Source organism: Defluviimonas sp. D31, assembly GCF_033436765.1.
GTDB lineage: Bacteria > Pseudomonadota > Alphaproteobacteria > Rhodobacterales > Rhodobacteraceae > Albidovulum.
Map to the genome: position 1 here is coordinate 353,931 of NZ_JAWQFN010000002.1, position 24,267 is coordinate 378,197.

The 24,267-nt window shown below is 67.7% G+C and carries 30 protein-coding genes; 10 read left to right on the forward strand and 20 right to left on the reverse strand.

The window, feature by feature from the left end; translation table 11 throughout:
* Positions 1–3: 3 nt before the first annotated feature.
* The 4 genes from R5H32_RS05450 to R5H32_RS05465 all read left to right on the forward strand — a co-directional run bounded on the left by R5H32_RS05450 (position 4) and on the right by R5H32_RS05465 (position 2,481).
* A complete protein-coding gene (locus tag R5H32_RS05450; protein WP_318337667.1) occupies positions 4–321 on the forward strand; it encodes an antifreeze protein in 318 nt (105 codons plus the stop codon).
* Between the two features lie 137 nt (positions 322–458).
* Positions 459–1,319: a DUF2189 domain-containing protein gene (locus tag R5H32_RS05455; RefSeq protein WP_318337668.1), complete on the forward strand. Its 861-nt coding sequence runs from the start codon at positions 459–461 to the stop codon at positions 1,317–1,319.
* 145 nt (positions 1,320–1,464) lie between these two features.
* Positions 1,465–1,770: a hypothetical protein gene (locus R5H32_RS05460; protein WP_318337669.1), complete on the forward strand. Its 306-nt coding sequence runs from the start codon at positions 1,465–1,467 to the stop codon at positions 1,768–1,770.
* A 57-nt stretch (positions 1,771–1,827) separates the two neighbouring features.
* The gene (locus R5H32_RS05465) at positions 1,828–2,481 is read left to right on the forward strand and encodes a hypothetical protein (RefSeq protein WP_318337670.1); all 654 of its coding nucleotides are present in this window, start codon (positions 1,828–1,830) and stop codon (positions 2,479–2,481) included.
* 6 nt (positions 2,482–2,487) lie between these two features.
* On the opposite strand, the gene R5H32_RS05470 is transcribed toward R5H32_RS05465, so the two are convergent.
* Complete coding sequence (locus R5H32_RS05470) at positions 2,488–3,414, reverse strand: phosphoadenosine phosphosulfate reductase (RefSeq protein WP_318337671.1); 927 nt, start codon at positions 3,412–3,414, stop codon at positions 2,488–2,490.
* A gap of 208 nt (positions 3,415–3,622) precedes the next feature.
* Complete coding sequence (locus tag R5H32_RS05475) at positions 3,623–4,681, reverse strand: AbrB family transcriptional regulator (protein ID WP_318337672.1); 1,059 nt, start codon at positions 4,679–4,681, stop codon at positions 3,623–3,625.
* Positions 4,682–4,843: 162 nt separating this feature from the next.
* On the opposite strand from R5H32_RS05475, the gene R5H32_RS05480 reads away from it, so the two are divergent.
* On the forward strand, positions 4,844–6,736 hold the full coding sequence (locus tag R5H32_RS05480; protein ID WP_318337673.1) for an OmpA family protein: 1,893 nt from the start codon (positions 4,844–4,846) through the stop codon (positions 6,734–6,736).
* 220 nt (positions 6,737–6,956) lie between these two features.
* The gene (locus R5H32_RS05485) at positions 6,957–7,937 is read left to right on the forward strand and encodes an XdhC/CoxI family protein (protein ID WP_318337674.1); all 981 of its coding nucleotides are present in this window, start codon (positions 6,957–6,959) and stop codon (positions 7,935–7,937) included.
* Here R5H32_RS05485 and rlmJ read toward each other — a convergent pair.
* Positions 7,930–8,712 carry a 23S rRNA (adenine(2030)-N(6))-methyltransferase RlmJ gene (rlmJ, locus tag R5H32_RS05490; protein ID WP_318337675.1) on the reverse strand — a complete coding sequence of 261 codons (783 nt, stop codon included), beginning with the start codon at positions 8,710–8,712 and terminating at the stop codon, positions 7,930–7,932. The genes R5H32_RS05485 and rlmJ overlap by 8 nt on opposite strands.
* Positions 8,713–8,778: 66 nt before the next feature.
* The gene (infC, locus tag R5H32_RS05495; protein ID WP_412098998.1) at positions 8,779–9,318 is read right to left on the reverse strand and encodes a translation initiation factor IF-3; all 540 of its coding nucleotides are present in this window, start codon (positions 9,316–9,318) and stop codon (positions 8,779–8,781) included.
* 170 nt (positions 9,319–9,488) lie between these two features.
* On the opposite strand from infC, the gene R5H32_RS05500 reads away from it, so the two are divergent.
* The gene (locus tag R5H32_RS05500) at positions 9,489–9,992 is read left to right on the forward strand and encodes a hypothetical protein (protein WP_318337676.1); all 504 of its coding nucleotides are present in this window, start codon (positions 9,489–9,491) and stop codon (positions 9,990–9,992) included.
* A gap of 90 nt (positions 9,993–10,082) precedes the next feature.
* On the opposite strand, the gene R5H32_RS05505 is transcribed toward R5H32_RS05500, so the two are convergent.
* From R5H32_RS05505 to R5H32_RS05530, 6 genes are all read right to left on the reverse strand, one after another.
* Entirely contained in the window at positions 10,083–10,769 is a 687-nt protein-coding gene (locus R5H32_RS05505) for a gamma-glutamylcyclotransferase (protein WP_318337677.1), read from the reverse strand.
* A gap of 36 nt (positions 10,770–10,805) precedes the next feature.
* Positions 10,806–11,633, reverse strand: a complete 828-nt coding sequence (locus R5H32_RS05510; RefSeq protein ID WP_318337678.1) for a ferredoxin--NADP reductase — start codon at positions 11,631–11,633, stop codon at positions 10,806–10,808.
* 69 nt (positions 11,634–11,702) lie between these two features.
* Positions 11,703–12,077 carry a DUF934 domain-containing protein gene (locus tag R5H32_RS05515; RefSeq protein WP_318337679.1) on the reverse strand — a complete coding sequence of 125 codons (375 nt, stop codon included), beginning with the start codon at positions 12,075–12,077 and terminating at the stop codon, positions 11,703–11,705.
* A complete protein-coding gene (locus R5H32_RS05520) occupies positions 12,074–12,844 on the reverse strand; it encodes a phosphoadenylyl-sulfate reductase (protein ID WP_318337680.1) in 771 nt (256 codons plus the stop codon). Before R5H32_RS05520 ends, R5H32_RS05515 begins: the two co-directional genes overlap by 4 nt.
* On the reverse strand, positions 12,834–14,504 hold the full coding sequence (locus R5H32_RS05525; protein WP_318337681.1) for a nitrite/sulfite reductase: 1,671 nt from the start codon (positions 14,502–14,504) through the stop codon (positions 12,834–12,836). Before R5H32_RS05525 ends, R5H32_RS05520 begins: the two co-directional genes overlap by 11 nt.
* A complete protein-coding gene (locus R5H32_RS05530) occupies positions 14,497–14,802 on the reverse strand; it encodes a DUF2849 domain-containing protein (RefSeq protein WP_318337682.1) in 306 nt (101 codons plus the stop codon). Before R5H32_RS05530 ends, R5H32_RS05525 begins: the two co-directional genes overlap by 8 nt.
* Positions 14,803–14,962: 160 nt before the next feature.
* On the opposite strand from R5H32_RS05530, the gene R5H32_RS05535 reads away from it, so the two are divergent.
* On the forward strand, positions 14,963–15,430 hold the full coding sequence (locus tag R5H32_RS05535; RefSeq protein ID WP_263338929.1) for an Lrp/AsnC family transcriptional regulator: 468 nt from the start codon (positions 14,963–14,965) through the stop codon (positions 15,428–15,430).
* A 17-nt stretch (positions 15,431–15,447) separates the two neighbouring features.
* Here R5H32_RS05535 and R5H32_RS05540 read toward each other — a convergent pair whose 3' ends face one another.
* The 10 genes from R5H32_RS05540 to R5H32_RS05585 all read right to left on the reverse strand — a co-directional run bounded on the left by R5H32_RS05540 (position 15,448) and on the right by R5H32_RS05585 (position 22,334).
* Positions 15,448–16,650 carry a cytochrome P450 gene (locus R5H32_RS05540; protein WP_318337683.1) on the reverse strand — a complete coding sequence of 401 codons (1,203 nt, stop codon included), beginning with the start codon at positions 16,648–16,650 and terminating at the stop codon, positions 15,448–15,450.
* Positions 16,651–16,681: 31 nt separating this feature from the next.
* Positions 16,682–17,548 carry a DMT family transporter gene (locus R5H32_RS05545; RefSeq protein ID WP_318337684.1) on the reverse strand — a complete coding sequence of 289 codons (867 nt, stop codon included), beginning with the start codon at positions 17,546–17,548 and terminating at the stop codon, positions 16,682–16,684.
* A 147-nt stretch (positions 17,549–17,695) separates the two neighbouring features.
* Positions 17,696–17,896, reverse strand: a complete 201-nt coding sequence (locus R5H32_RS05550; protein WP_412098992.1) for a hypothetical protein — start codon at positions 17,894–17,896, stop codon at positions 17,696–17,698.
* A gap of 53 nt (positions 17,897–17,949) precedes the next feature.
* On the reverse strand, positions 17,950–18,873 hold the full coding sequence (locus R5H32_RS05555; RefSeq protein ID WP_318337685.1) for a DMT family transporter: 924 nt from the start codon (positions 18,871–18,873) through the stop codon (positions 17,950–17,952).
* A 151-nt stretch (positions 18,874–19,024) separates the two neighbouring features.
* Complete coding sequence (tpiA, locus tag R5H32_RS05560) at positions 19,025–19,774, reverse strand: triose-phosphate isomerase (protein ID WP_318337686.1); 750 nt, start codon at positions 19,772–19,774, stop codon at positions 19,025–19,027.
* 10 nt (positions 19,775–19,784) lie between these two features.
* The gene (locus R5H32_RS05565) at positions 19,785–20,111 is read right to left on the reverse strand and encodes a TfoX/Sxy family protein (protein WP_318337687.1); all 327 of its coding nucleotides are present in this window, start codon (positions 20,109–20,111) and stop codon (positions 19,785–19,787) included.
* The gene (locus tag R5H32_RS05570; RefSeq protein WP_318337688.1) at positions 20,108–20,482 is read right to left on the reverse strand and encodes an iron-sulfur cluster assembly accessory protein; all 375 of its coding nucleotides are present in this window, start codon (positions 20,480–20,482) and stop codon (positions 20,108–20,110) included. The genes R5H32_RS05565 and R5H32_RS05570 overlap by 4 nt, the downstream gene beginning before the upstream one ends.
* 29 nt (positions 20,483–20,511) lie before the next feature.
* Positions 20,512–21,231: a DUF3307 domain-containing protein gene (locus R5H32_RS05575; RefSeq protein ID WP_318337689.1), complete on the reverse strand. Its 720-nt coding sequence runs from the start codon at positions 21,229–21,231 to the stop codon at positions 20,512–20,514.
* Positions 21,232–21,238: 7 nt separating this feature from the next.
* On the reverse strand, positions 21,239–21,919 hold the full coding sequence (locus tag R5H32_RS05580) for a hypothetical protein (RefSeq protein WP_318337690.1): 681 nt from the start codon (positions 21,917–21,919) through the stop codon (positions 21,239–21,241).
* A 49-nt stretch (positions 21,920–21,968) separates the two neighbouring features.
* Positions 21,969–22,334, reverse strand: a complete 366-nt coding sequence (locus R5H32_RS05585) for an SUF system Fe-S cluster assembly protein (protein ID WP_263338911.1) — start codon at positions 22,332–22,334, stop codon at positions 21,969–21,971.
* Between the two features lie 245 nt (positions 22,335–22,579).
* On the opposite strand from R5H32_RS05585, the gene R5H32_RS05590 reads away from it, so the two are divergent.
* Both R5H32_RS05590 and tgt read left to right on the forward strand, forming a co-directional pair.
* Positions 22,580–23,056 carry a YHS domain-containing (seleno)protein gene (locus R5H32_RS05590; protein ID WP_318337691.1) on the forward strand — a complete coding sequence of 159 codons (477 nt, stop codon included), beginning with the start codon at positions 22,580–22,582 and terminating at the stop codon, positions 23,054–23,056.
* 80 nt (positions 23,057–23,136) lie between these two features.
* The gene (gene tgt / locus R5H32_RS05595) at positions 23,137–24,267 is read left to right on the forward strand and encodes a tRNA guanosine(34) transglycosylase Tgt (protein WP_318337692.1); all 1,131 of its coding nucleotides are present in this window, start codon (positions 23,137–23,139) and stop codon (positions 24,265–24,267) included.

A 24,267-nucleotide genomic window follows, 5' to 3' on the forward strand; every position in this document is an offset into this window, starting at 1 on the left:
GTCATGCGCAACCCCTGCTCGCCCTTCGAGTTCTTACGCATCGGTATGACCTTGGGCACGATCGCCGTCGAGGCTCAAATGGTCATCGCCATGCGCCTGATGGGGCTTGCGGGCTTCTGGACGCTTGGCCGGGGCGAGACCCGTCGCATGGTTGCCGAAAAGACCGCGGCGTTTCGCGAGGGCTTGGTTGCCTCTGGACGCGCCGGGATGGCCGGTCGCGGACCGCTCGCCCAGACGCGGGCCGCGCTCGCTCCGGTGCGGCGGCGGACGAAGTCCAATAGCAGGCGGCTGGGCCGGAAGGGGCCGCGCCTGCCGCGCTGAAGCGCGGCTCTCCCGATTGTGTGAGTCGTCGCCGTGCGCCCGTGCTATGCTGCGGGTGTCGGAGCTGTGCAGTCTCTGACCCAGACGAGCCGGGCCAGGGGGCAGTGCCGCCACGGATCAATGTGCGGGAGGGCACCATGGCCAACACAATCGGAAATCCCCTGTCGTGGGGCGCGCGTATCCTTGGCGCCGCGGGCCATGACGTGGGCGAGGTCGCGCGCGAACTCGGCGGCACGGATCATGCCGTGCCCGTCGCTCGAAAGATCGGGATCGAGGATATCAGGGCTGCGCTGAGGCTTGGCCTGAGTGACTTCATGGCGCTTAGGACGGATGTGATCGTCGCCTGCCTGCTCTATCCGATCATCGGTGTCTGCCTAGTATGGGCCGCGTTCAACCGCAGTCTTCTGCCGCTGGTGTTTCCGTTGGTCTCGGGCTTCGCGCTGCTTGGGCCGGCGGCTGCCGTGGGGCTCTACGAGATGAGCCGGCGCCGGGAGCAGGGCAGGCCCGCGGGCTGGTCGACCGGCTTCTCGGTTCTCGCGTCGCCGCGCTTCGGCGCGATCCTCGTGCTTGCCATCGCGCATTTCTTCGTCTTCTTCCTTTGGATCCTCGTCGCGTACGGCATCTTCCTGATCACGATGGGGCCCGAGATACCGGCCTCGGCGACGGTCTTCTTCCGGGATGCCATGACCACCGCCGAAGGTTGGGCGATGATCATGATCGGCATTCCGGCAGGCTTCCTGTTCGCGGTCTTGGTGCTCGCTACGAGTTCGGTGTCGTTCCCGATGCTGATCGACCGCAGTATCGGCCTGCCCGTCGCCGTCCTGACATCGGTCCGGGTGGCAAGGACCAATCCCGCGACGATGGCGCTTTGGGGCCTGATCGTGGCCGGGGCGCTGGTGCTCGGTTCCCTGCCGCTGCTGCTCGGGCTCACGGTGGCGATGCCGATCCTCGGCCATGCGACCTGGCATCTCTACCGTCGCGCTGTCACCCCGGGCTGAGCGGTCAGGCGGGCCGGAGGGATCATGCGAAGAAAGCCGCCGATCCGGATCGGCGGCATGTGGCAAAGCTTGCGCCGGCTTTCGCAAACGCGCAGACTCCGCCCCAAGGGCGCGGCAATGCGCTCATGAGAGATCGAGCAGTCTGATGAAATTCCTACTTGCAGCCGCGGCGACCGCGGCGCTTCTGGCCGGCTGCGCCCAAGATCCCGGTTTCTTCGGGACGGCGGGTGTGCGCGACGCGAGTGCGGCCGAGGTCGTGCAATGCGCATATGTCACCAACATCCGCATGGCGCCGGCCGCCTACGGGCCGCTTGCGGGGCAGGGCGTGAAATATGCGCGCAACCGCATGATGGCCGATGCCCGCGACGCTGGCGCGAACGCGATCGTCTTCGATCCGGTGACCCCCGGCGCGGATGTCTACGAGTTGAACGCCGCCGCCTATCGCTGCTGAACGATCCGCCGGCGGCACTTCTTGTCGCCGGAAGGATTTCCTGCCATGCCTGCTTTCATGATGAGCAGGAGCGGCATGTTCGGCATCGTGCAGTCACAACGCGCGTCCTTCATGGCGCTCGCCTTGGCGGCATTTTCTGCGGGCCAGGCAATGGCGGCCGATTGTCCGGTCGCTGCCGATCTGACGACCGGCATCGCGGCCGAGTATGCCGATGGTGGCCGGGTCGAATATCGCAGCGCCGGGGAGGGCCGCATCGCAATCTTCGAGCCGAACGAGGACGATGCCGCGCGCGGCCTGTACTTTCTCAGCGTGGCAGGGCTTTACGATCTGGCGGTCGCGCACCGGCTGAACGGCGCCAACGATCCTGACCGCAGCCTGACCCTTGTCTATTCCGAGCCGGAAGAAGACCTGCCGATCCCGGTGCCCGGCGGGTCGTGGCTCGGCACGGTCGACACCGTTTTTCCCGACGGCACCGTCGATACCGACACTGCGATCTACGTCTTCGGCGCGGCCTCCGACCGCGAGATCGGCGGCTGCCGGTATGCCACGCTCCCGGTCAAGGCGAGCTTCGTCGGTCCCGTCGACTGGGTGGCGCAGGACTTCATCTATTTCAGCGATCTCGGGATTGCCGTGCCGACCGCCCGCATGGTTTCGGGCGCAGAGCGGCCGTCGGGGCGGGCGCTTGCCGGGTTGAGAAGCTTACCGCGCTGACCCAGTTCAGCGCCTGCGGCGCGGCAGCTTCCGACCCTGGGCTTCAAGGTCCTGGCGAAGCCGGGCGAGGCGCATGGCGAAAGCCGGAACATTGAGGCGCTCGGCAACCGAGCGGCACAGGAGAGCGGCAAGGAGGGGGCGCCCGTCCCTGTCGAGCCGGGCGAGAAGATTTTGCAAGTAGGGAATGTAGTTGCGACGCGCGCGGTAGATGGTCCGGAACAGCGTTGCATCGAACTTTCCGGTTCCGATCGCGGACAAGATGGATCGGATGATCCGCATCTCCTCGAGCGCGCGGCCGATGTCGCGGCCGAGATTGCGGCAGGGCAGCAGGGTGACATGGGCGCGGGCGAACAGCGCCGCATGCATGGCGTCGAGATTCTGTTCGGGATCGAAGATCACATAGACGTCGCCGGCTCCCTCGGTCATGTCGGGCGCGTAGCCATAGCGGTCGGTGAAGGACAGGCGCCGGTATTCAGTGAAGCGCGGATCCCAGCTGGCGATGCGCGGGTCGAGCGTCGCCTGCGGCGCGGCGAGGATCACGGTGGCGCCCGGCGCGGTGGCTGAATATGCCGCCGCCGCATAGCCGGCCATATTGGCGCCATAGAAGACGACCCTGTCGAATTCCTCGAAGAAGGCCTCGTCGACGAGCTGGTCGAAATATGCGTAGACGGCCCTGTCGCGAAACCAGGTGTCACCACGGGCGACAAGGCACAGATGCGACCATCCGCGCTCCTGCGCCAGATCGAAGCCGAGCGGCTGTCCATGGGGGCGGCGGAGTCCGATGGCTCCGGATGTCTCGAAGGTAACGATCAGGGTCGGGCCGCGGTCGAGGAACAGCGCGGCGTGCGCATGACCAAGGCGGCGACAGTTCCCCTCCGCCGTGCCCAAAGTGCTGATCCCGGCAAGCCATTCCACATCGGACAGGGATCGCAAGTCCGATGGGCCTGCGCCGATGTCCTGCATTTACATTACATCCGTACTCGTCCCGTTCACAGTTTGCGCGCCGATCGGTCCCTTGCGCAAGGTGTCAGAAAGGACATGCTGTTTTTGTTGGATTTTCGCTGCCGGACTGTTTCGCATTGAATTCGAACGGCCCGGATGATTAACGGTCTGTTTCCATTCGCGGCAGGACGCGCCGCCGTCAATCGCGCCGACGCCTCGGCCCACGGCGTCCGACGAGCGGTGCCACAAGGATGACGACGAAGATCCGTGTCAGGTGGTGGGCGACGACGAAGCCGACATCCGCCTCGGCGACGATCGCGATCACCGCCATCTCGGCCTGTCCGCCGGGCAGGAACGACAGGAGGATATCGGGTAGCGGCGCCGTCGAGACGCTGGCCGCGACTGCGATGAACCCGGTTGAGACGAGTGCGAGCAGCGCCGTGAAGCCGATCCCGGCGCTGACGGTCACGCGCAGTTCGCGCGCCGTGATGCCGGAGTATTTCGCCCCGACCGCGATACCGATGAAGAACTGCGCCGCCCAGATCATCTCGGCGGGCGGGCGGTGCTGGATGAGCCCTGCAAGGCTGAGGCCCGCGGTCATTATCAGCGGCCCGAGGATCGAGGCGCCGAAAAGGCGGGCGCGTTCGGCGAGCTTCCAGCCGGCCGGGCCCGCGATCAGCATCAGGAACAATTCCGCCGCCGGGATGTCGCCAAGGTGAAGCCCGGGCGGGCGGCTGAGGTCCGTGCCCCATGCCGCCATCAGAAGGAACGGCGCGACGGTGACGATGACGAGGACGCGCGTGGCGTGGATGAGGCTCATGGCGCGGACCTCGCCGCCGGCTTCCTCGCCAAAGACCAGCATGTCCTGCAGTCCGCCCGGCATCGCCGCATAGAAGGCGGTTGGCCGGTCGAAGCCCGCGACGCGGCGGAAGTACGGATAGCCGATCGCGCCGATCGTGGCGACGTAGAGCGGTATGAGCGCGAGCGACAGGCCCTGCGCCGGCAGGGAGCCGATCAGCCCGGGAGTGACGGTCGATCCGATCGCGACGCCAAGATAGCTGCGCAGGAAGGTGCCGAAGCCCCCCATCCCGGCGAGCGGGGCGCGGAGGAGCGCCGCGGCGAGACAGCCGAGCATCGGGCCGAGGAGAAGCGGCAGCGGCCAGCCCGCCAGCAGGAACCCGCCTGCCCCGAGAAAGGCGGCCGCGAGCGTGCGCAGTCTGGCGCTGCGGACCGGCATCGTGTTACCGCTCTGTACCATCGTCCGCCTTGCATGCGCCGAGCCTGACAGGAGCCTGACACGGCTGGATCGGCGGAGCGTCGCGCGATGACGCAAGCGTGATGCCGAGGGGCGATCGGCACGACCGGGATTGGTTTAATAGAGGGCTGACAGCGGCTGGAACGCTGCAGATTCGAGGTAGAAATGCGAAGCAGACTGAACACCACAACCGCCCTGATCGCGAGTCTCTCGCTGATCGCGCCGGCACCCGCGATGTCGCAGGAAACCGGCGCCGAGACGGCCCTGATCTGCCCCGACGGCTCGGCGCTGCCCTGCCCGGAGGGTGTGGAGCCGATCCCGGCGCCCGTAGACGCGGCGACCGGTGCCGAAGCGCCTGCGGCCGATGTGGTCGTCGAGGAGCCTTTTGCCGAGGAGCCCGCCGCCGAGGTGGTCGTCGAGGAGCCAGTTGCCGAGGAGCCCGCGGCCGAGGTGGTCGTCGAGGAGCCGGTTGCCGAGGAACCCGCCGCCGAAGTGGTCGTCGAGGAGCCGGATGCCGAGGAGCCCGCGGCCGAGGTGGTCGGCGAGGAGCCGGTTGCCGAGGAACCCGCGGCCGAGGTGCTCGTCGAGGAGCCTGTTGCCGACGAGCCCGCCGCCGAAGTGGTCGTCGAGGAGCCGGATGCCGAGGAGCCCGCGGCCGAGGTGGTCGGCGAGGAGCCGGTTGCCGAGGAACCCGCGGCCGAGGTGGTCGTCGAGGAGCCGGTTGCCGAGGAGCCCGCGGCCGAAGTGGTCGTCGAGGAGCCGGTTGCCGAGGAACCCGCGGCCGAGGTGGTCGTCGAGGAGCCGGTTGCCGAGGAGCCCGCCGCCGAGGTGGTCGTCGAGGAGCCCGCAGCCGCTGAACCCGCCGCCGGGGAAACCGCTGCGGAGTCCGGCGCCACGATCAGCGACGACGATCTCGCGAAGGCGCTCGAGGCCGAGGCCGCGGCGGCTGCCGCCGAAGCGGCGCCGGTGCCGGAACTGCCGGTCCAGCCCGACGCGGCCTCCGGCGCGGCGCCGGTTGCGGCTGCGGCCTCCGCCCCGGCTGCGGCCGAAGCCACCGCCGAGGTCAGCGAGGAGGTCGTGACCGAGGCGACGGCGCGGTCCTCGGACGAGGATTTCGCCAACAAGGTCAACGAGACGGCCGCCGCCGCGGCGCCGGCTGCCGAGAAGAAGAAGGGCCTCTCGAACACCGAGAAGGCTATCCTGCTCGGCCTCGGCGCGGTCGCGGTCGGCGCGATGCTGTCGAACAACCGCAAGGTCGAGCTCAACTCGGGCGACCGGGTGGTCGTCACCCGCGATGACGGCAGCTACCAGATCATCAAGGACGACAACGCGCTCCTGCGCCAACCGGGCTCGACGGTGCGCAACGAGACCTTCGCCGACGGTTCGACCCGGACCACGGTGACGCGTCCCGACGGCTCGCGGATCGTCACGATCCGCGATGCAGAGTACCGGGTGCTGCGCCGTTCTCATGTCGCGCCGGACGGCTACGAGACGCTCCTGATCGACGATACCGCCGCCTATGAGCCGGTCGATGTCCGGCTGCTGCCGCCGCCGGCGGAACAGCGGGTGATCTCGGCCGATGCCGGCGACGCGGAGCTGCGCGCAGCACTCGCCCGACAGTCCGCGCTCGACCGCCGCTTCTCGCTGGCCCAGGTGCGCGACATAGCCGAGGTGCGGGCGCTGGTCCCGGTGATCGACCTCGATGCGATCACCTTCGAGACCGGCTCCGCGGCGATCCGGCCCGACCAGGCCAAGGCGCTGTCGCGGCTTGGCAAGCTGATCCAGAGCTACGTCGCCGACAACCCGCGCGAAGTGTTCCTGATCGAGGGCCATACCGACGCGGTGGGCTCGGCCGCCTACAACCTCGCGCTGTCGGACCGGCGGGCGGAATCGGTGGCGCTGGCGCTGACCGAGTATTTCGCGGTGCCGCCGGAGAACATGGTGGTGCAGGGCTACGGCGAGGAGTTCCTGAGGATCGACACGCAGGAGGCCGAGCGCGCCAACCGCCGGGCCAGCGTGCGGCGCATCACGGACCTGCTGCGCCAGGCGTCGAACTGAACCGTGCATGGACGCCGGGCCGCATTTCTTCTGCGTGGCCCGGCGCGATCCGATCGCGGCCCCGTTCCGGGGCCAGGATCCTGCCTCGCGCCCCTTTCTTGTGAAAGGGGCGCTCAGGTGCCTTAGGCGAGGATATTTCCGGCAAGATGAAGTGGCGGAGAGCGCCTTTGACGCTGGCGTGGGTCGGGCCCGCCGCGCATAGTGGCGCCGGAGGTGCGGCATGGGCAATGGCGACCAAGAATGGATCCCGGAGATCGCGCTTGGCTGGCATCGCGCCGGTCGCGGCGCCGCGTTTGCGACGGTGATCGAGACCTGGGGCTCTGCGCCGCGGCCGGTGGGCAGCCAGCTCGCCGTGTCGGGCGCGGGCGAGATGATGGGGTCGGTCTCGGGCGGCTGCGTCGAGGGGGCGGTCGCCGAGGAGGCTCTCGCTGCAATCGGCGACGGGCGGTCGCGGATCCTGACCTTCGGGGTGAGCGACGAAGACGCCTTCGCGGTGGGCCTCGCCTGTGGCGGCACCATCAGGGTGCTGGTGGAGCCGGTCGGGGAAGCGATGCCCGAGGCGCTTCTGGCCGATCTGGTGGCGGCGCTGAGCGAGCGGCGGCCGGTGGCCTATGTCGTCGACCTCGACGCCTGGACGCGGCGGCTCGTGCCCCCCGACGCGGTGCTCGCCGAACGGTTCAGGGCCGACAAGTCGGGGGTCGACGAGGGGCGGTTCGTCGCAATCCACAATCCGCCGCTCAGGCTCGTTGTCGTGGGAGCGGTCCATATCGCCCAAGCGCTTTTGCCGATGGCGCGGGCCTGCGGCTACGATCCGGTCCTGATCGATCCGCGCGAGGCGTTCGGTTCGGCGGCGCGGTTTCCCGGCGAGGCGATCTCGCACGACTGGCCCGACGAGGCGATGGCGGCGCTCGGGCTCGATGCGCGAACCGCCGTGGTGACGCTGACCCATGACGCGAAGATCGACGATCCGGCGATCCGGGCGGCGCTCGGGTCCGAGGTGTTCTACCTCGGCTGCCTAGGCTCGACCCGGACCCATGCGAAGCGGGTGGAGCGGTTGCGGGGCGCGGGAGTCTCCGAGGCGGCGATCGCGCGGATCCATGCACCGGTCGGTGCTGATATCGGTGCGCGTTCGCCCGCCGAGATCGCGGTCTCGATCATGGCCGAGATGACCGAGGTGCTTCGGCGGGGTGGCGTCAGCTGAGACGGGCGAGCCGCGTCGCGATGTCGCGCGCGGCGTCCTCGGTGCCGAAGGGGGCGTTGACGACGAACATGCCCGAGCCGACCATGCCGTGACCCTCGCGCGCGGGCGGAAAGCTGACCTCGTGGCGGAGCGCCTTCGGCAGGCCCGCCGCCTCCAGCGCGGCGAGCATCGGCGCATGGGCGCCGGTCTTCAGGATCGGATACCAGAGCGTCAGGGCGCCGACATTCCACTTCGCATGGAGCTTCGCGACGAGCGGCGGCAGGGCGGCATAGTCGGCCTTCACCTCGTAGCTCGGGTCGATCAGCATCAGGCCTCGGCGAGGATCGGGCGGTGTGCGGGCCAGCGCGAAGCCAAGGCCGTCCTCTTGCCGGCAAAGGGCGCCGTAGGGCGCCATGGTCGCCTCGAGTGCTGCGAATTCGCGGGGGTGAAGCTCGGCCAGTTGCATCCGGTCGCCGGGTCTGAGAGTGAGTGCGGCCACGAGCGGCGAGCCGGGATAGGCGGCCGCGCCGTGGGCGTCGCGGATCCGGTCGAGCGCCCGGCGATAGGGATGGTCGGGCGGAAACAGCGCTTCGGCGCGGCCGATCCCGGCCGCCGCCTCTCCGGTCTTCACCGCCTCGGCCGCGTCGAGCGCGTAGAGCCCGCGGCCGGCGTGGGTCTCGAGGTAGCTCAGCGGCTTGTCCTTGCGGGTCAGGTAGTCGAGCATCACCGCCAGAAGCGCGTGCTTGTGGACGTCGGCAAGGTTCCCGGCATGGTAGATGTGCTGATAGGAGAGCATGACGTCTTCCGGAAATGAAAAAGCCCTCCCGCGGGGGAGGGCCCATCTTGATCAGGCGATGGCGGCCTATTTCGGGCCGATCATCATCACCATCTGCCGACCTTCGAGTTTCGGCATATTCTCGATCTTGCCGATCTCCTCGACATCGGCGGCAACTCGCTTCAGAAGATCGAGACCCAGTTCCTGGTGCGCCATCTCGCGGCCGCGGAAGCGCAGGGTGACCTTGACCTTGTCGCCACCTTCGAGGAACTTGATCACCGAGCGCATCTTGACCTCGTAGTCATGCGTGTCGGTGCCGGGGCGGAACTTGATTTCCTTGATCTCGATGATGTGCTGCTTCTTGCGCGCCTCGGCCTCTTTCTTCTGCTGTTCGTACTTGAACTTGCCGAAGTCCATGATCTTGCAGACCGGCGGCACCGCGTTCGGCGAGATCTCGACGAGATCGAGCCCGGCTTCTTCGGCCATGGCCATGGCGCGGGCCGGGGTGACGACTCCGACGTTCTCGCCATCGGCACCGATAAGGCGGATTTCCGGGGCGCGGATGCGGTCGTTGACGCGGGGTCCGGTGTCGCGTTGCGGCGGGGCGTTGTGCGGTCTGCGGGCTATGGTGGCACTCCTTCGGTCGTTGCCATTTCGGTGGGCGGCAAACTAGTCGTGCGGAAGGTCTGATTCAAGCAGGATTCCGCGCCGTACCGCCGCGATGCTTCCCTAATCGACGGGATTCTGTCATAGCATCTAGGTACATATCCTTGTCCCGAATAGCGAAGGATCATGCCATGAACAGAAATCTCATCATCGCGGTGATCGTCGGCGCTCTGGTCGTCGGCGGCTACTGGTACTACTCGGCCGCTCAGAAGGCCGCCGAGGAAGCCGCCGCCGCCGCCGCTGACGCCGCTGACGAGGCAGCCGCCGCCGCGGAGGCAGCCGCCGCCGAAGCCGCCGCCGCCGCCACCGAGGCCGCGGAAACTGCGACCGAAGCCGCCACCGAGGCCGCGGAAACTGCGACCGAAGCTGCCACCGAGGCTGTGGACACCGCGACCGAAGCGGCCGCTGAAGCAACCGAGGCGGCGGGCGCCGCCGGTGAAGCCGCTGCCGACATGGTCGCCGACATCTTCGACCCGGCGACCTACGACGCCGAGGCGGTCAATGCCGTGATCGACGGCTCGTCGCTGGACGATGCCACGAAGGCGACGCTGAAGGCCGCCGTGGAAACCGCCAAGGACAGCCCCGAACTGCTCGGCGCCGCGCTTTCCGAGGTCAAGTCCGCGCTCGGCCTCTGAAGCCGCTCTCGACGTGAGCCGGGTCGCGCGCCACCGCGCGGCCCGGACATCCTCCGGTGCGACCAGCGCGCACCGATCCGGTCATCGGGCTCAGGCGGGATAGATACGGTCTATCTCGGCCGCGACGAGCGCCTGCAGCGCCCAGAGGTTCCGGTCGCGGATCCCGTGCTCCTCGAGCGACAGCACCGTGTTGCGCAGGTATTCAGCCGAGGACCCGCGATAGCCGCAGGCGCGCGCCAGTTGCCGTGCCACATGGTCGAGCGGCAGGCGCCGGCGGATGGACGGCCCGGTCGGTCCGGCCCAGAACACCAGCGACCGGGCTTTGCCGCCCTCGGTGTCGACAGTGATCCACCGCCAATCCGGGTCGTTCTCGACAAACGGTGTTTCCCGGCGCACGAGGCTGTCGACGACCGTATCTACGTCCGTCTCCGGAACTTCGAGCGCGACGCCCGAGCACCGGCCGCCAGCCATCAGGGCCATCATCAGGCCCGGCGTGTCCGGCGTGCCGCGAAAACCTCTGGTTTCAATGCAGAACTGCCGGTGCCAGCCGCGCGCCACGGCTGGATGGCGTTCCCTCGCCGCGAAGGTCGGGTTCCAGATCAGCGAGCCATAGGCGAAGACGAGGAGCGGCCCATCGGGCCTGCTTTCGAGGATGCCCCGTGTCCTCGCAGCGAAATCATCGTCGCCGCAGCGCGTGAACGTTGTCGAGGACAGGCTTTCGGGAACCTCGCGCGTGGCGCGGGCGACATGGTCTTCGGTCAGGGACAGCATGCGCATGGCGGGATTCCGCCACACGCCGGAGCGACCGTCAAGTCAGATGCCGTCGCCGACGAAGGCCTTCTCGACCACATATTCGAGCGGCTCGGAATTCGCGCCCTCGCGCAGGCCAAAGCCTTCGAGCACCGCCTTCACGTCGATGTTGAAGGCCATCGAGCCGCAGACCATTGCCCGGTCGTTCTCGGCCGACATCGGCGGGATGCCGAGGTCCTCGAAGACCTTGCCCGAGGCGAGGTTGTCGGTGATCCGGCCCATGCGATCGCTCTCTTCCCGCGTCGTGGTCGGGTAGTACTTGAGCTTGTCGCCGACCATCTCGCCGATCAGCGGGTCGTCCTTCAGGCTCTCCACGAGCTGGCGGCCGTATTCGAGCTCGGCCTTCTCGCGGCAGGTATGCATCATGATGACCTGGTCGTATTTCTCGTAGGTCTCCGGGTCGCGCATGAGCGAGGCGAAGGGCGCGATCCCGGTGCCGGTGGCGAGGAACCAGAGCCGCTTGCCGGGCAGGAGCGCGTCAAGCACCAGCGTGCCCACCGGCTTCGGGCGCAGGATGATCTGGTCGCCCGGCTGGATGTGCTGGAGCTTCGAGGTCAGGGGGCCGTCCGGCACCTTGATCGAGTAGAATTCCAGCTCCTCGTCCCAGGAGGGCGAGGCGATGGAATAGGCGCGCAGCAAGGGTTTGCCGTTCTCGCCGAGAAGCCCGATCATCACGAACTCGCCCGAGCGGAATCGCAAGCTCTGCGGCCGCGTCACGCGGAAGGAAAAGAGCCGGTCGGTCCAGTGCTGAACCGAGGTGACTTCCTGAGCGTCCGGCAGCATGCGGACGGGGGTGGCCTGGACATCGTTCACGGTACTGGCGTCGTTCATCTGTTACAGGGGCGCGCGTTCGCACCCCTCCTTCTATTGGCGTTTCGGTGTGGGGAAAACCCCCCGTGATCAGGCTTTCAGTCGCGCCCGGTAATCGTGCTCCTGCCAGTCGGCGCGGAAGATCCACTGCTCGGCCGGCTGGCGGGCGGCCAGATCGTCTGAAATCTCGACTTCGTCGAAGCCGCAGCGCCGCGCCATCGCGTATTGGTCGGCGATCACATGGCCCCTGGCGCGGAGCCGTCCTGCATAGCCCCTCGCGCGGAGCTGGCGGGCAAGGCTGAAGCCGCGCCCGTCGGAGGCGGCGGGGAAGGCCACGCGGATCAGATCGACGCCGTCGAAGCTGTCCGGCAACGCCTCGGGCCTGGTGTCCTGGGCAATGTCGATGACGGCCTCCCCGGTGTAGTCCTCGGCGTGAAAGCCGTCGTCGCGCACGATCACGCTCATGCTGCCGTCTCCTTCGTGTCGTCGTCCTGCGGCACGGGGCCGCGCACGGCCTTCCCGTTGATGAAATGAATGCCGCATTCCTGTTTCTGCGTTCCGCGCCAACGTCCTGCGCGGGGATCTTCACCTTCCTTGACCGGGCTCGTGCAGGGCGCGCAGCCGATCGAAGGATAGCCTTTCGCGACCAGGGGGTGGCGCGGCAGGCGGTTGTTGACCATGTACTCCTCGAGATCCTCGCGGCCCCAATGGGCAAGCGGGTTGACCTTGAGGCGCTTGTTCTCCTCGTTCTCGAAGAACTCGAGTGCGGCGCGGGTGCCGGCCTGGAACCGCTTGCGACCGGTGATCCAGCCGTCGAAGCCCTGCAGCGCACGTTCCAGCGGCACGACCTTGCGCAGCGCGCAGCAGGCGTCGGTGCTGAACTGGTGCAGCGTCCCGTCCGGATCCTCGAAATCGGTGTCGCGCCGGTCGGCGCGGATCGTGCGGATGTCCGTCAGGTTCAGTTTCTCGGCCAGCTCGCGCTGGTATTCCAGCGTCTCGGGAAAAAGCATCTGGGTGTCGATGAAGATCACCGGCGTGCCCGGCGCGATCACCGAGACGAGGTGCAGGAGTACCACCGATTCCGCCCCGAAGGACGAGACCAGCGCCACGTTGCCCACCTCGGGATCGTAGAGCGCGCGCTCGAGGACCGCCGTCGCCGAATGGTGGCGATAGCGGTCGTTGAGCGCGGCCGCGCGCGCGTCGAGGCAGGGACGCGGCGCCTCAAGCGGCATCGCGTTCGGCCTCGGCCGGATAGAGCGCGGCCTTAAAAGGCGCGGGCCCGAGCCGGCGATAGGCGTCGAGGAAGGTCTCGGACGCGTCCTCGCGGACCTCGAGATAGGCGCGCAGCAGCCGCTCGATCGCCGGAACGATCTCGTCATAGGCAAAGCCGGGGCCCGCGCGCTCGCCGATCACCATGTTCTCGGTGTGGTCGCCGCCGAGCGTGATCTGGTAGTTCTCCACGCCGGCCCGGTCGAGGCCGAGGATGCCGATATGGCCGACATGGTGATGGCCGCAGGCGTTGATGCAGCCCGAGATCTTGATCTTGAGCTGGCCGATCGCCTCCTCGAGGCCGATCGCCTTGAAATGCGAAGAGATTTCCTGCGCGACCGGGATAGAGCGGGCGGTGGCCAGCGCGCAGTAATCCATGCCGGGGCAGGCGATGATGTCGGAGACGAGGCCGATGTTCGCGGTGGCGAGGCGCTCCGTCTTGAGCGCGGCGTGAAGCGCCGGCAGGTCCGACTTGTGGACATGCGGCAGGATCACGTTCTGCTCGTGGCTGATGCGCAGCTCGCCGTGGCCGTACTTGTCGGCGACGTCGGCGAGAAGCCGCATCTGGTCGGCCGTCGCGTCGCCCGGCGTCTCGCCATGCGCCTTCAGAGAGACGGTGACGATCGCGTAGCCCGGCGCGCGGTGCGCGGTCAGGTTGGTGTCGGTCCAGGAGCGGAACACCGGATCGGCGTTGAGCGCGGCGTCGAAGGCGTCTTCCGGCGCGTTGCGGAAGGCCGGTGCGGCGAAATGCGTCTCGATCTCGCGCAGCACGTCCTGATCAGCGCCGGAGAATTCCTGGCGCGTGACCTTGAACCGCTCCTCGACCGAGTCGCGGAACTTCTCCATGCCGTTCTCGAAGACGGTGATCTTGATCCGCGCCTTGTACTTGTTGTCGCGGCGACCCCAGAGGTTGTAGGTCGAGACGATGGCCTCGAGATAGGGCAGGAGATCGGCCTTCTTCAGGAAGGGCCGGATCACCTGGGCCACCATCGGCGTGCGGCCGAGACCGCCGCCCACCAGCACCTCGTAGCCGGTCTGGCCGGACCCGCCCCGGACGATCCGAAGGCCGATGTCATGCGATTTCGTGACCGCACGGTCGTTGGGCGAGCCGGTGACGCCGATCTTGAACTTGCGCGGCAGGGCCTGGAACTCCGGATGGTCGGTCGACCACTGACGGACGAGCTCCGCCGTCGGCCGCGGATCCTCGATCTCGTCGGCGGCGGCGCCGGCGAAATGGTCGGCGGTGACGTTGCGGATCGTGTTGCCGGAGGTCTGGATCGCGTGCATCTGCGCGTCGCCGAGCGCGTCGAGCATGTCGGGCACATCGGTCAGTTTCGGCCAGTTGTACTGGATGTTCTGGCGCGTGGTGAAATGGCCGTAGCCCTTGTCCCAGCGCTCGGCGATCATCGCGAGCTGGCGCATCTGGTCGGAGCGCAGCGTGCCATAGGGAATGGCCACGCGCAGCATGTAGGCGTGAAGCTGAAGGTAGAGCCCGTTCATCAGGCGCAGCGGCTTGAATTCGTCCTCGGTGAGCGAGCCATCGATGCGGCGCTCGACCTGGGCGCGGAACTGCTTGTTGCGGCTCCGGATGAAGGCCTCGTCGAAGTCGTTGTACTTATACATTCGAGGTCTCCTGCTTGCCGTGGGCGTAGTTCGAAGGGCCGCGGGTGCGGAAGGCTTCGCGGAAATGGATCGGTTCGGGGCCGTTGGGGCCGGATTTCGCATCGGCGAGATAGGCACCGACGATGATGCCGCGCTGCTTTTCGGCCTGCAGAAGCCGGAGCTGGGCATGGGCCTCGTCCTGGATCAGCTCGGCCTCGCCATGCTCGCGCGTCCAGCGGTCGTCGGCGGTCAGATAGACGACATCGCCCTCGATCAGAGCGTTCGCGGTGACGACTTTCGGCGTGTAGGCGCGGCTCATGGGGATGTCCTTTCGGGCAGGCTGTGTTCGCGACGCTGAATTTCTTCCTCTATATAGGAAACTTTCCCACATATACGCCATATGCTCTTGCCAATAAGGACATATGTTCTGTATCTGGCATCGACAGAAACCCGTGTTCCGAGTTCGGAGGAAAAAGCGAATGTCAGTCCGTCTGGATGAGATGGATCGGAAAATCCTTGGCGAACTGCAAGAGGACGCCAGCCAGTCGCTCGACGAGATCGCGGGCAAGGTGGGGTCGTCGAAGACCCCGGTCTGGAATCGAATCCGCAAGATGAAGGAGGCCGGCGTGATCGGCCGGCAGACGGTCCTGCTCGATCCCGAGGCGCTCGGGCTCGAGGCCTGTTTCTTCGTGCTGATCCGCACCAGCGAACACGAGGCTGAATGGCAGAAGAAGTTCCTCGCCACGCTGCGCGCTCGGCCCGAGGTGATGGAGGCGCACCGGCTCGCGGGCGATATCGACTATATCCTCAAGGTCCGGGTGAAGAACGCCCGCGCCTACGACACCTTCTACCAGGCGCTGATTTCCGAGGTGAAGATCTACAACGTTACGGCCCTTCTGAGCATGGAGGAGATCAAGTCGACCACTTCCATGCCGCTGCAGCCCTGAGGCCGGCGCCGCCGGTCTCAGGGGCTCCGGGCGACGCGGCGCGGCTCAACACCGAGCCGCTCCAGGCCGCGAAAGTGGTAGAGGTTGGCGTAGCGTGGCGGCTCGGCGATGGCGAGGCCAGGCAGGCGATCGAACAGGATCGGCAGCGCGGTCTGCAACTCGAGCCGGGCGAGCGGTGCGCCGACGCAGAAATGCAGGCCCGCGCCGAAGGTCAGGTGCGACTTGACCGGGCGGTCCGGGTCGAACCGTCCGGGCGCGTCCCAGGCCTTCGGGTCGCGGTTGGCGGCGGCCAGCAGGCAGCCGACCTCGTCGCCGCGGCGGAAGGTGTGGCCGGCGATCTCGACATCCTCGTAGGCGTGGCGGGTGAAGAGATGCAGCGGCGGGTCGTAGCGCAGGATCTCCTCGACCGTGCCCTCGATCCGGTCGGGGCCGAGAACTCCGGCGCCGAGGCCGTTTTCCAGAAGCGCCTTGATGCCGTTGCCGAGCGTGTGGACGGTTGCCTCGTGGCCGGCGTTCAGGAGCAGGATGCAGTTCGCGATCAGCTCGTCGGTCGAGAGCGTCTCGCCCTCCATCTCGGCGGTGATGAGATGGGTGATGAGGTCGTCGGCCGGTTTGGAGCGGCGCTCCTCGACATGGGACCGCAGGAACGCCGTGAATGCTTCGGTCGCGGCGACGGCGGCATCCTCGGTCGCGCGGCTTCGGCGGGCCTGGTACATCGACACCATCGCGTTCGACCAGGCGAGGAGGTCGTCCGCGCGCTCTTCCGGCACGCCGAGGAGGCGGGCGATGATGATGACCGGCAGCTTCCGCGCGAAGGCGTCGAGAAGGTCGAACTCGCCGGCCGGGAAGGCGTCGATGAGATTGTGGCTGAGGGCCGCGATCTCCGGCGCGAGGGCCGCGATCCGGCGCGAGGTGAAGGCGCGCAGAACCAGCGACCGCAGCCGGGCGTGGCGGGGCGGTTCCAGCTCCAGCATCGAATGGGCTTCGACCGCATAGAAGGGCGCGAGGTGGTCGGGGACGGGCTTGCGGTTTTCGGGCGGCACTTCGCGGCCGAAGCGTCGATCGCGCAGGATCGCACCGACCGTGGTGGCGGAGGTGGCGCAGACCAGACCGTAGTCCCGCCAATGAAACAGCGGTCCGCCCGCCCGGGCGCAGTCGTAGAAAGGGTAGGGGTTCTGGACAAACCCGTCATCTGTCGGCGATTGGCTGAGGTGCTGCATCCGGTGAGCTATACAGAGGCACACTTCGGGTTCAAGGAGCCCGGTTGCCGCGGCCCTGCGCCACTATCACGCCGAGGACGACGAGTGCGGCGGCTGCGACCTGTCCCCAGTTCCAGCCTGCGCCGAAAGCGAGCGAGAAGACCATGACGTAGAACGGGGCAACGTTGTGGTGCATCGTGGCGACGGCGACGCCGAGGGTTGCGACACCCGTCAGGAACAGAAGCTGTGCGATGGCGAGGCTGCCGACGCCATAGATCGCCAGATAGAGCCATTCACGCGCACCGATAAGGTGCCAGGGAACGGCCGCGCTTCCGGTAAGATCAAGGAACGCCTGCACCACCACGGCCACTATGGCGCCGCCGGTCAGCGTTATGGTCGTGCGACCAAGCGCAGACAGGTCTGGCAGCGCCTTGACCGAGGTGCGCGCGCCCCAGGCGAAGATCACAACCGATACCAGTGCGGAGAGCGCCCCGAGGCCCATGTTTAGATGGCCCATGCGCGCCCCGTAAACAGCGATGCCGCCGATCGTGGAGAGGATGATCCCCGCGATCAGTCGCCATGTCAGGCGCCGACCGTCGAAGAGGCATTCGAGCGCGATGCCGGCGATCGGCATTGCGGCAAAGATGACCGCGATAGTGATGCCGTCTGTCCGTTCCTGAGCGTAGATGAGCAGGAGAGCACTGATACCGGAACCCATAGCGCCAATGACGAGCGCGCGTGCCCAAGCGGCTGACCGCCATTCGCGCCCGGCGTCCGACAGATACCAGAAGGGGAGCAGGGCCAGGGCGGCCATCGACAAGCGAAGGGTCGCGATTGCAATCGGCGGCAGGACTTTCAGCAGTTCATCCGCGACCGGAAAGCCAACTGCCCAGACCAGCATCGAGGCGACGCAGGCCATGTTGGCAGCCAGTGGAGACCCGCCCGGCGAGGGAACGATCGACGCTGTCGGCAAGCCGGTCGAGCTCCACGCTGAATACACCCGCGGGATGATGGACGTATGTGCCCGGCGTCGCGCGCCCGGCAGCGACCTTTCTGTCGGAAACGGTCAGGCGGCCTCGAGCGCGGCGATGATCGGGCCGAAATCGGCGGCCTTGAGGCTCGCGCCGACCGCCGTGGCGGAGGTGGCACAGACGAGGCCGTAATCCTCCCAGAAGAACAGCGGTCCACCCGCCCGCGCGCGTTCGTAGAACGGGTAGGGGTCCTGGACGAAGGCGGGTTCGGTCGGCGTTTGGCTGAGGTGAAGCATCGGCTCTCCCCGGGGCGTGATTGGGGCGAGCTAAGCCCAGCCCCGCCCGGGTTTCAAGCCGTGCGCCTGCCGTTCCGACCCTGGGATATGATCACGCCCGCGGCGACGATCGCGGCGCCGACACCCTGGCCCCAGCTCCAGCCGCCGCCGAGCGCGAGCGCGAAGAGCATGACGTAGAAGGGCGCGATGTTCATATGCATCGAGGCGATGCCGATGCCGAGCCCGGCGACCCCGATCAGGAAGAGAAGCTGCGAAAGCGCCAGCGAGCCGATGGCATAGATGGCGAAGAGGTTCCACTCGCGCATCCCGATCCGCTCCCAGGCGACCGGTTCGCCGCCGAAGGCCTGCCAGGCGAGCTGGGCCGCGGCGATGCCGAGTGCCGCTCCGATGATCGTCAGAGCGCTGCGCGCCATCGCCGAATGGCCGGGAAGCGCGGTGACCGAGGCGCGCGAGCCCCAGCAATAGACAAAGATCGAGACGAGAGCGGCGAGCGCGCCGAGCCCGAAGTCGATATGGCCCATCCGGGCGGCATAGACGGCCACCCCGCCCATGACGCTGAGGATCAACCCCGCGACGATGCGCCAGGTCAGGCGGCGCCGATCGAACAGGCATTCTAGCGCGATACCGGCGACCGGCATGGCCGCGCAGATGACCGCGACGGTCACGCCGTCGGTGCGGCTCTGGGCGAAGATCAAAAGGAACGAGCCGAGCCCGAACCCGACCGCGCCGACCCAGAGCCCGCGGCCCCAGGCCGCGCCGCGGACCCGGCGCGGACCGTCGACGACGACCCAGACCGGCAGAAGGAACAGCGCGGCAAGCGACATGCGCAGGAGCGTGACCGTCAGCGCCGGCAGCGTCTTCAGGAGTTCGTCGGCGATCGGGAAACCCGCCGCCCAAACCAGCATCGAGACGATGCAGGCGAGGTTGGCGCTGACCCGGTCGTTGCGGGGCGAAGGAACGAAGGCGGCAGTCGTCACGTACGGGGGGCTCCGCAATACGGGGTTCTGCGGCGCAGGGTCTCATCGGGCGGGGCGGATGGCGCGTTCGGGCGCGACATCGAAGTCGCGAATGGAACGTCCGCGCCCTAGCTGGTGAAATGGGCGCGCGCGCCCGGCGTGGGCCCGCGTTTCAGCCTGCGGCTTCGAGTGCCGATATGATCGGGCCGAAATCGGCGGCCTTGAGGCTCGCGCCGCCTACGAGCGCGCCGTCGACGTTGGAGACGGCGAAGATCTCGGCGGCATTGCCGGGTTTGACCGAGCCGCCATATAGGAGCCGCATGCCATCGGCCTCTGCCCCGAAGCGGTCGGCGAGGCGGGCGCGGAGGAAGTCATGGACCTCGGCGATCTGCTCGAGCGTCGGCGTCCGGCCGGTGCCGATGGCCCAGACCGGCTCGTAGGCGATCACCGTATCGGCCGCCGTCGCGCCGTCGGGGACAGAGCCCTGAAGCTGGGTGCCGATCACGTCGAGGGTGCGGCCCGCGTCGCGCTCGGCCTCGGTCTCGCCGACGCAGATCACCGCGACGAGGCCGGTGGCGCGCGCGGCTTCCGCCTTGGCGCGGACCGCGGCGTCGGACTCGCCGTGGTCGGCGCGGCGCTCGGAATGGCCGAGGATGACATGGGAGGCGCCGGCGTCCTTCAGCATACCCGCCGAGATGTCGCCGGTATGGGCGCCCGAGGTGGCGGCGTGGCAATCCTGGCCGCCGAGCGCGATCGGTGCCTCGCCCAGCGCTTCGGCCATGCGGGCGAGAAGGGTGGCGGGCGGACAGATCAGGATGTCGCAGGCGGGCGCGGAGCGGGCCTCGGCCAGCGCGCGGATCTCGGCAAGGCTCGCCGCGGTGCCGTTCATCTTCCAGTTGCCCGCCGCAAGTTTCCGCCGCATCCGCCGCTCCCTAGTCCAGATGTGAAATCGCTTCCCTTGCGAGATTGCAGGCGAGCGCGGGATCGTCAAGCGCCGCGTCGGGAAGCCGCCAGTACGGCATTGCCGTGACCTTGCCGCCGTCGCGCTGGTAGGTCCAGTGCTCCCAGCCTTCGGCCGCGATCTTATCGGCAAAGCCGCCGGCGCCCTTGAGCCAGATCGAGCCGTCGCCGTGCAGGATCGCGAAGATCGTGCCGTCGCGATAAAGGCAGAGCCCGCCCATCATCTTGCGGGTGGTCAGCGGACCGAGCGCGTCGAACAGTTCGAGCGCGAAGGCGATGTCGGCGTCGGAGACGCTCATGCGCGGGACGCGCTGTCGGCCGGAATGTCCTTGAACTTGATCGACTCCCCGCAACCGCAGGCCTCGGAGACATTGGGGTTGTTGAACTTGAAGCCGGATTCGAGCAGCGACGTCTCGTAGTCGATCTCGGTGCCGAAGAGGAACATCTGCGCCATCGGCGCGATCATCACCCGCGCACCGTCCTGTTCGACGACCTCGTCGTGCGGCGCCGCCTCGGCGGCGACCTCCATCGTGTATTCCATGCCCGCGCAGCCGCCCTTCTTGACGCCGAGCTTCAGCCCGTAGGCGCCATCGCGGGCCATCAGCCGGGTGATCTGCGCGACCGCTCGCGGCGTGAGCGTCACCGGGGCCTTGCCGGGAATGCCGAACATGTTCCGTCTCCGTATCCTGTCCCCTTAATCTAAGGCGCGGAGCGGGCGATCTCAAGCGGGGGCAGGTGGCCCATGAGCCAGAGCGTCGCGTAGGCGAAGACCAGCGCCCAGCCGAAGGAGGCAAGCGTGCCGATGATCACGTATTCGCCGGCGCGCTGGTCCTTCGATGTGGTCTCGAACCGAAGTACAGACTTGGCGGCGATGAGAAACCCGATGCCGGCGGGCTCGCCGACGATCACCAGAAGGAAGATCAGCCCGCGTTCCAGAAGCCCGATGAGCCTGCCGCCGTCGGTTAGGCCGGTCGGCAGCTCGACATCGGCCCAGGGCCGCATCAGGAGCCCGACCGCGAAGCCGCCGGCGCGGGTGGCGAGGATGAAGCCGGCCCCGAGCGCCATCAGGCCGGGAAGCCAGACAAGGCCGCTCCAGATCCCGCCCGCCCAGAGGTCTGGGCGGAGGGCGGCGAGGGCGGCAAGCGTCACCAGATGCGCTGCCTGATCGGCAAGGAAGGGGCCAAGGCCGGAGGCGCCGGCTTTCGTCTTGGTCCAGTCGATGGCGACATGAAGCACCGCGAGCGCCAGAAGCTCCGGCGCGTCGATGCGTCCGGTCGCGGCCTGAGCGGTGGCAAGGACGATGGCGCCGTGCAAGAGAAGCGTGGCCGGGCTGCGCTTGGTCTCGGCGATGCTCCGGGTCTGGAGCACGAAGTCGGCGAGCACATGGGCGAGGAGGAGGGCGGCGAAGGTCTCGATCATGCCTGTTCTACCATTCGTAATGCTCGATCGCTGCGAGGGCGTTCTCCATCGCCTGATAGCCCGCACCCGTTAGCCGCGAATGCATGGCCTGCCGCGTGATGCCGAGGCGCCGGGCCAGCTCGTCCTGGGTTGTCCAGCCATCACCGAGCGCCATCGACATGGCTTCGGCCTGTGGCTGCGACCACCGCGAGGAAATCCATTCCGCCATGTCGAAGATCGCCGCCTGCCAGTCGCGGTCAGCCGTGCCGTGCGCGGCCGTATCGCGGCCGCCGGCGATGGCGAGCCGCCGGTGCCGCGGCATCGCTTCGAGAAGGTCGCCCGAGACGGAGAACGCCGGGCCGGACGCGTCGGAGAGGTTTGCGGTGCCGAGGCTCTCCCAAGGCCCGATGCCTGCCGAGATCCGGGTCTCGATCCCGGATCCGCTGGTCTTCAGGTCGGCGATGAGGATGAGGGCCGCGCGCAAGGCCCAGCCCGCGCGCCCGAGGACGATCTGCCAGCCGTCGCCGCGAAAGCGGGTGAATCTTGAATCCGCACCAGCCATCTGGCCGAAGCCGGCTGCGGTCTTGGCGATCCGCGCCATCGCGGTGTCGACTTGCGACCTGTCGTGTTTGCGGGAAGCGACGATATCGCCGGTCAGGACCGCGACGACCGGCGCGTATCCCGTACAGCGTTTTGACTTGCTTTCCATAAAGCAAATCATATGGCTTTCTTTTTTGAAAGCAAGCCTTTTGGCTTGACTACATGAAGCCGAGTTCGAGCCGGGCTTCGTCGGACATCATGTCCATCCCCCATTGCGGTTCGAAGGTCATCTGCACGTCGACCTGCTTGACGCCGTCGAGGGGTTCCACCGCGTCGGCGACCCAACCCGGCATCTCCCCGGCCACGGGGCAGCCCGGCGCGGTCAGGGTCATGACGATGCCGACCTCGTTCTCGGGCGAGATGTCGATCGTGTAGATCAGGCCGAGGTCGTAGATGTTGACCGGGATTTCGGGGTCATAGACGCTCCGGCAGGCCTCGACGACGGCCTCGTAAAGCGGGTGGTCGGTGGTCGAGGGCTTGATCAGGGGGGCGCCCTCGATCGGGTTCGTGGCTTCGGCGGTCATGGGCGTCTCGCTGAGTTGTTGAGGGATTATATAAGGAATGGGCCCGGCGAGGTCCAGTGCCGGGACTCCGCCCGCGCCGGTCTGCCGCAGGCCTGCGCGGCTTTGCACAACGGCTGCGGACCCGCGCACCGAGGTCACGCCGGTTCACGTCCCGTCGCGAAGTGGTGTTTTTGCGTGGGCCGCGCATTGGTCTACCCCGATACCCGGGGCCCGCTTCTGGGCCGGACAGACAAGGGAGAACACGGATGACCTCGATTTTCCGCAAACTGGCGATGGGTTCGGCGCTGGCGGTGACGCTTGCCGCCTCGGCGATGGCGGCGGACGTGTCGGTGAACGCGACCACGACGGGGCTCGCGCTGCGCGGCTACGACCCGGTGAGTTATTTCACCGCAGGCGCGCCGGCGAAGGGCGATTTCCAGATCACCTCGGAATACGGAGGTGCCGTCTACCGCTTCGCGAGCGAGGACAACAAGGCGATGTTCGACGCCGAGCCCGCGAAATTCGCGCCGCAGTATGGCGGCTACTGCGCGATGGGCGCGGCGATGGGGATCAAGCTCGACGGCGATCCCGATCTTTGGAAGATCGTCGGCGACAAGCTCTACCTCAACGTCGCGCCGCCGGTCGCCGAGAAATGGTCGAGCGATCCGGCGACCTATATCCAGCAGGCCGACGCCAGATGGTCCGAGATCGTCGACACGGCGCCGGCAGACCTCCAGCCGTAACCCGTGACGGCGGCGGCCATGCCGGCCGCCGCCCGCGACACTCTGGCCAAGGCCGCGCCGCTTCTGTATCAGCGCGCTCCATGAGCCAGCGCATCACATTCACGCTTGCGGCCACAGATGGCCGCGCCCGGACCGGCACGATCTCCACCCCGCGGGGCGAGATCCGCACACCGGCCTTCATGCCGGTCGGAACCGCCGCCACGGTCAAGGCGATGCTGCCCGAGAGCGTGCGCGCCACCGGCGCAGACATCCTTCTGGGCAACACCTATCACCTGATGCTGCGCCCCACCGCCGAACGCGTCGCGCGGCTCGGCGGGCTCCACCGCTTCATGAACTGGGAGCGGCCGATCCTGACCGATTCCGGCGGCTTCCAGGTGATGAGTCTCGCCTCCTTGCGCAAGATGAGCGAGGAGGGGGTGACCTTCTCCTCCCATATCGACGGTTCGAAGCACAAGCTGACGCCCGAACGCTCGATGGAGATCCAGCGGCTGCTCGGCTCCGACATCGTGATGGCCTTCGACGAATGCCCCGCGCTGCCCGCAACCGAGGCCGAGGTGGCCGCGAGCATGCGGCTTTCGATGCGGTGGGCGCAGCGGTCGCGCGACGCCTTCGGCGACCGGCCGGGCCATGCGCTCTTCGGCATCATGCAGGGCGGGGTGACGAAGGAGCTGCGCGCCGAGAGCGCCGAGGCGCTGCGCGCGATCGGCTTTGACGGCTATGCGGTCGGCGGCCTTGCGGTGGGCGAGGGGCAGGAGGCGATGTTCGGCGTTCTCGACTATGCGCCGGGCTTCCTGCCGGAGGACCGGCCCCGCTACCTGATGGGCGTCGGCAAGCCCGACGACATCGTCGGCGCGGTCGAGCGCGGCATCGACATGATGGACTGCGTGCTCCCGTCACGCTCGGGACGCACCGGTCAGGCCTGGACGCGGCGCGGACAGGTCAACATCAAGAATGCCCGCCACATGGACGACCCGCGCCCCCTGGACGAGCACTGCAGCTGCCCGGCCTGCCGCTCTTACTCGCGTGCCTATCTGCACCATGTCTTCCGCGCCGGCGAGATGATCTCGGGCATGCTCCTGACCTGGCACAATCTGCATTACTTCCAGGAGCTGATGCAGGGGCTGACGGAGGCTATCGCGGTCGGGCGGCTCGCCGATTTCGTGCGCGACTTCCATGCGCTGCGGGCCGAGGGCGATATCGAGCCGGTCTGA

Coding starts and splice junctions, on each gene's coding strand:
- R5H32_RS05450 (WP_318337667.1), top strand. CDS start 4: ATGCGCAACCCCTGCTCGCCCTTCGAGTTCTTACGCATCGGTATGACC.
- R5H32_RS05455 (WP_318337668.1), top strand. CDS start 459: ATGGCCAACACAATCGGAAATCCCCTGTCGTGGGGCGCGCGTATCCTT.
- R5H32_RS05460 (WP_318337669.1), top strand. CDS start 1,465: ATGAAATTCCTACTTGCAGCCGCGGCGACCGCGGCGCTTCTGGCCGGC.
- R5H32_RS05465 (WP_318337670.1), top strand. CDS start 1,828: ATGATGAGCAGGAGCGGCATGTTCGGCATCGTGCAGTCACAACGCGCG.
- R5H32_RS05475 (WP_318337672.1), bottom strand. CDS start 4,681: ATGGTACAGAGCGGTAACACGATGCCGGTCCGCAGCGCCAGACTGCGC.
- R5H32_RS05480 (WP_318337673.1), top strand. CDS start 4,844: ATGCGAAGCAGACTGAACACCACAACCGCCCTGATCGCGAGTCTCTCG.
- R5H32_RS05485 (WP_318337674.1), top strand. CDS start 6,957: ATGGGCAATGGCGACCAAGAATGGATCCCGGAGATCGCGCTTGGCTGG.
- rlmJ (WP_318337675.1), bottom strand. CDS start 8,712: ATGCTCTCCTATCAGCACATCTACCATGCCGGGAACCTTGCCGACGTC.
- R5H32_RS05500 (WP_318337676.1), top strand. CDS start 9,489: ATGAACAGAAATCTCATCATCGCGGTGATCGTCGGCGCTCTGGTCGTC.
- R5H32_RS05505 (WP_318337677.1), bottom strand. CDS start 10,769: ATGCGCATGCTGTCCCTGACCGAAGACCATGTCGCCCGCGCCACGCGC.
- R5H32_RS05510 (WP_318337678.1), bottom strand. CDS start 11,633: ATGAACGACGCCAGTACCGTGAACGATGTCCAGGCCACCCCCGTCCGC.
- R5H32_RS05515 (WP_318337679.1), bottom strand. CDS start 12,077: ATGAGCGTGATCGTGCGCGACGACGGCTTTCACGCCGAGGACTACACC.
- R5H32_RS05520 (WP_318337680.1), bottom strand. CDS start 12,844: ATGCCGCTTGAGGCGCCGCGTCCCTGCCTCGACGCGCGCGCGGCCGCG.
- R5H32_RS05525 (WP_318337681.1), bottom strand. CDS start 14,504: ATGTATAAGTACAACGACTTCGACGAGGCCTTCATCCGGAGCCGCAAC.
- R5H32_RS05530 (WP_318337682.1), bottom strand. CDS start 14,802: ATGAGCCGCGCCTACACGCCGAAAGTCGTCACCGCGAACGCTCTGATC.
- R5H32_RS05535 (WP_263338929.1), top strand. CDS start 14,963: ATGTCAGTCCGTCTGGATGAGATGGATCGGAAAATCCTTGGCGAACTG.
- R5H32_RS05540 (WP_318337683.1), bottom strand. CDS start 16,650: ATGCAGCACCTCAGCCAATCGCCGACAGATGACGGGTTTGTCCAGAAC.
- R5H32_RS05545 (WP_318337684.1), bottom strand. CDS start 17,548: ATGGCCTGCGTCGCCTCGATGCTGGTCTGGGCAGTTGGCTTTCCGGTC.
- R5H32_RS05550 (WP_412098992.1), bottom strand. CDS start 17,896: ATGCTTCACCTCAGCCAAACGCCGACCGAACCCGCCTTCGTCCAGGAC.
- tpiA (WP_318337686.1), bottom strand. CDS start 19,774: ATGCGGCGGAAACTTGCGGCGGGCAACTGGAAGATGAACGGCACCGCG.
- R5H32_RS05565 (WP_318337687.1), bottom strand. CDS start 20,111: ATGAGCGTCTCCGACGCCGACATCGCCTTCGCGCTCGAACTGTTCGAC.
- R5H32_RS05570 (WP_318337688.1), bottom strand. CDS start 20,482: ATGTTCGGCATTCCCGGCAAGGCCCCGGTGACGCTCACGCCGCGAGCG.
- R5H32_RS05575 (WP_318337689.1), bottom strand. CDS start 21,231: ATGATCGAGACCTTCGCCGCCCTCCTCCTCGCCCATGTGCTCGCCGAC.
- R5H32_RS05580 (WP_318337690.1), bottom strand. CDS start 21,919: ATGGAAAGCAAGTCAAAACGCTGTACGGGATACGCGCCGGTCGTCGCG.
- R5H32_RS05585 (WP_263338911.1), bottom strand. CDS start 22,334: ATGACCGCCGAAGCCACGAACCCGATCGAGGGCGCCCCCCTGATCAAG.
- R5H32_RS05590 (WP_318337691.1), top strand. CDS start 22,580: ATGACCTCGATTTTCCGCAAACTGGCGATGGGTTCGGCGCTGGCGGTG.
- tgt (WP_318337692.1), top strand. CDS start 23,137: ATGAGCCAGCGCATCACATTCACGCTTGCGGCCACAGATGGCCGCGCC.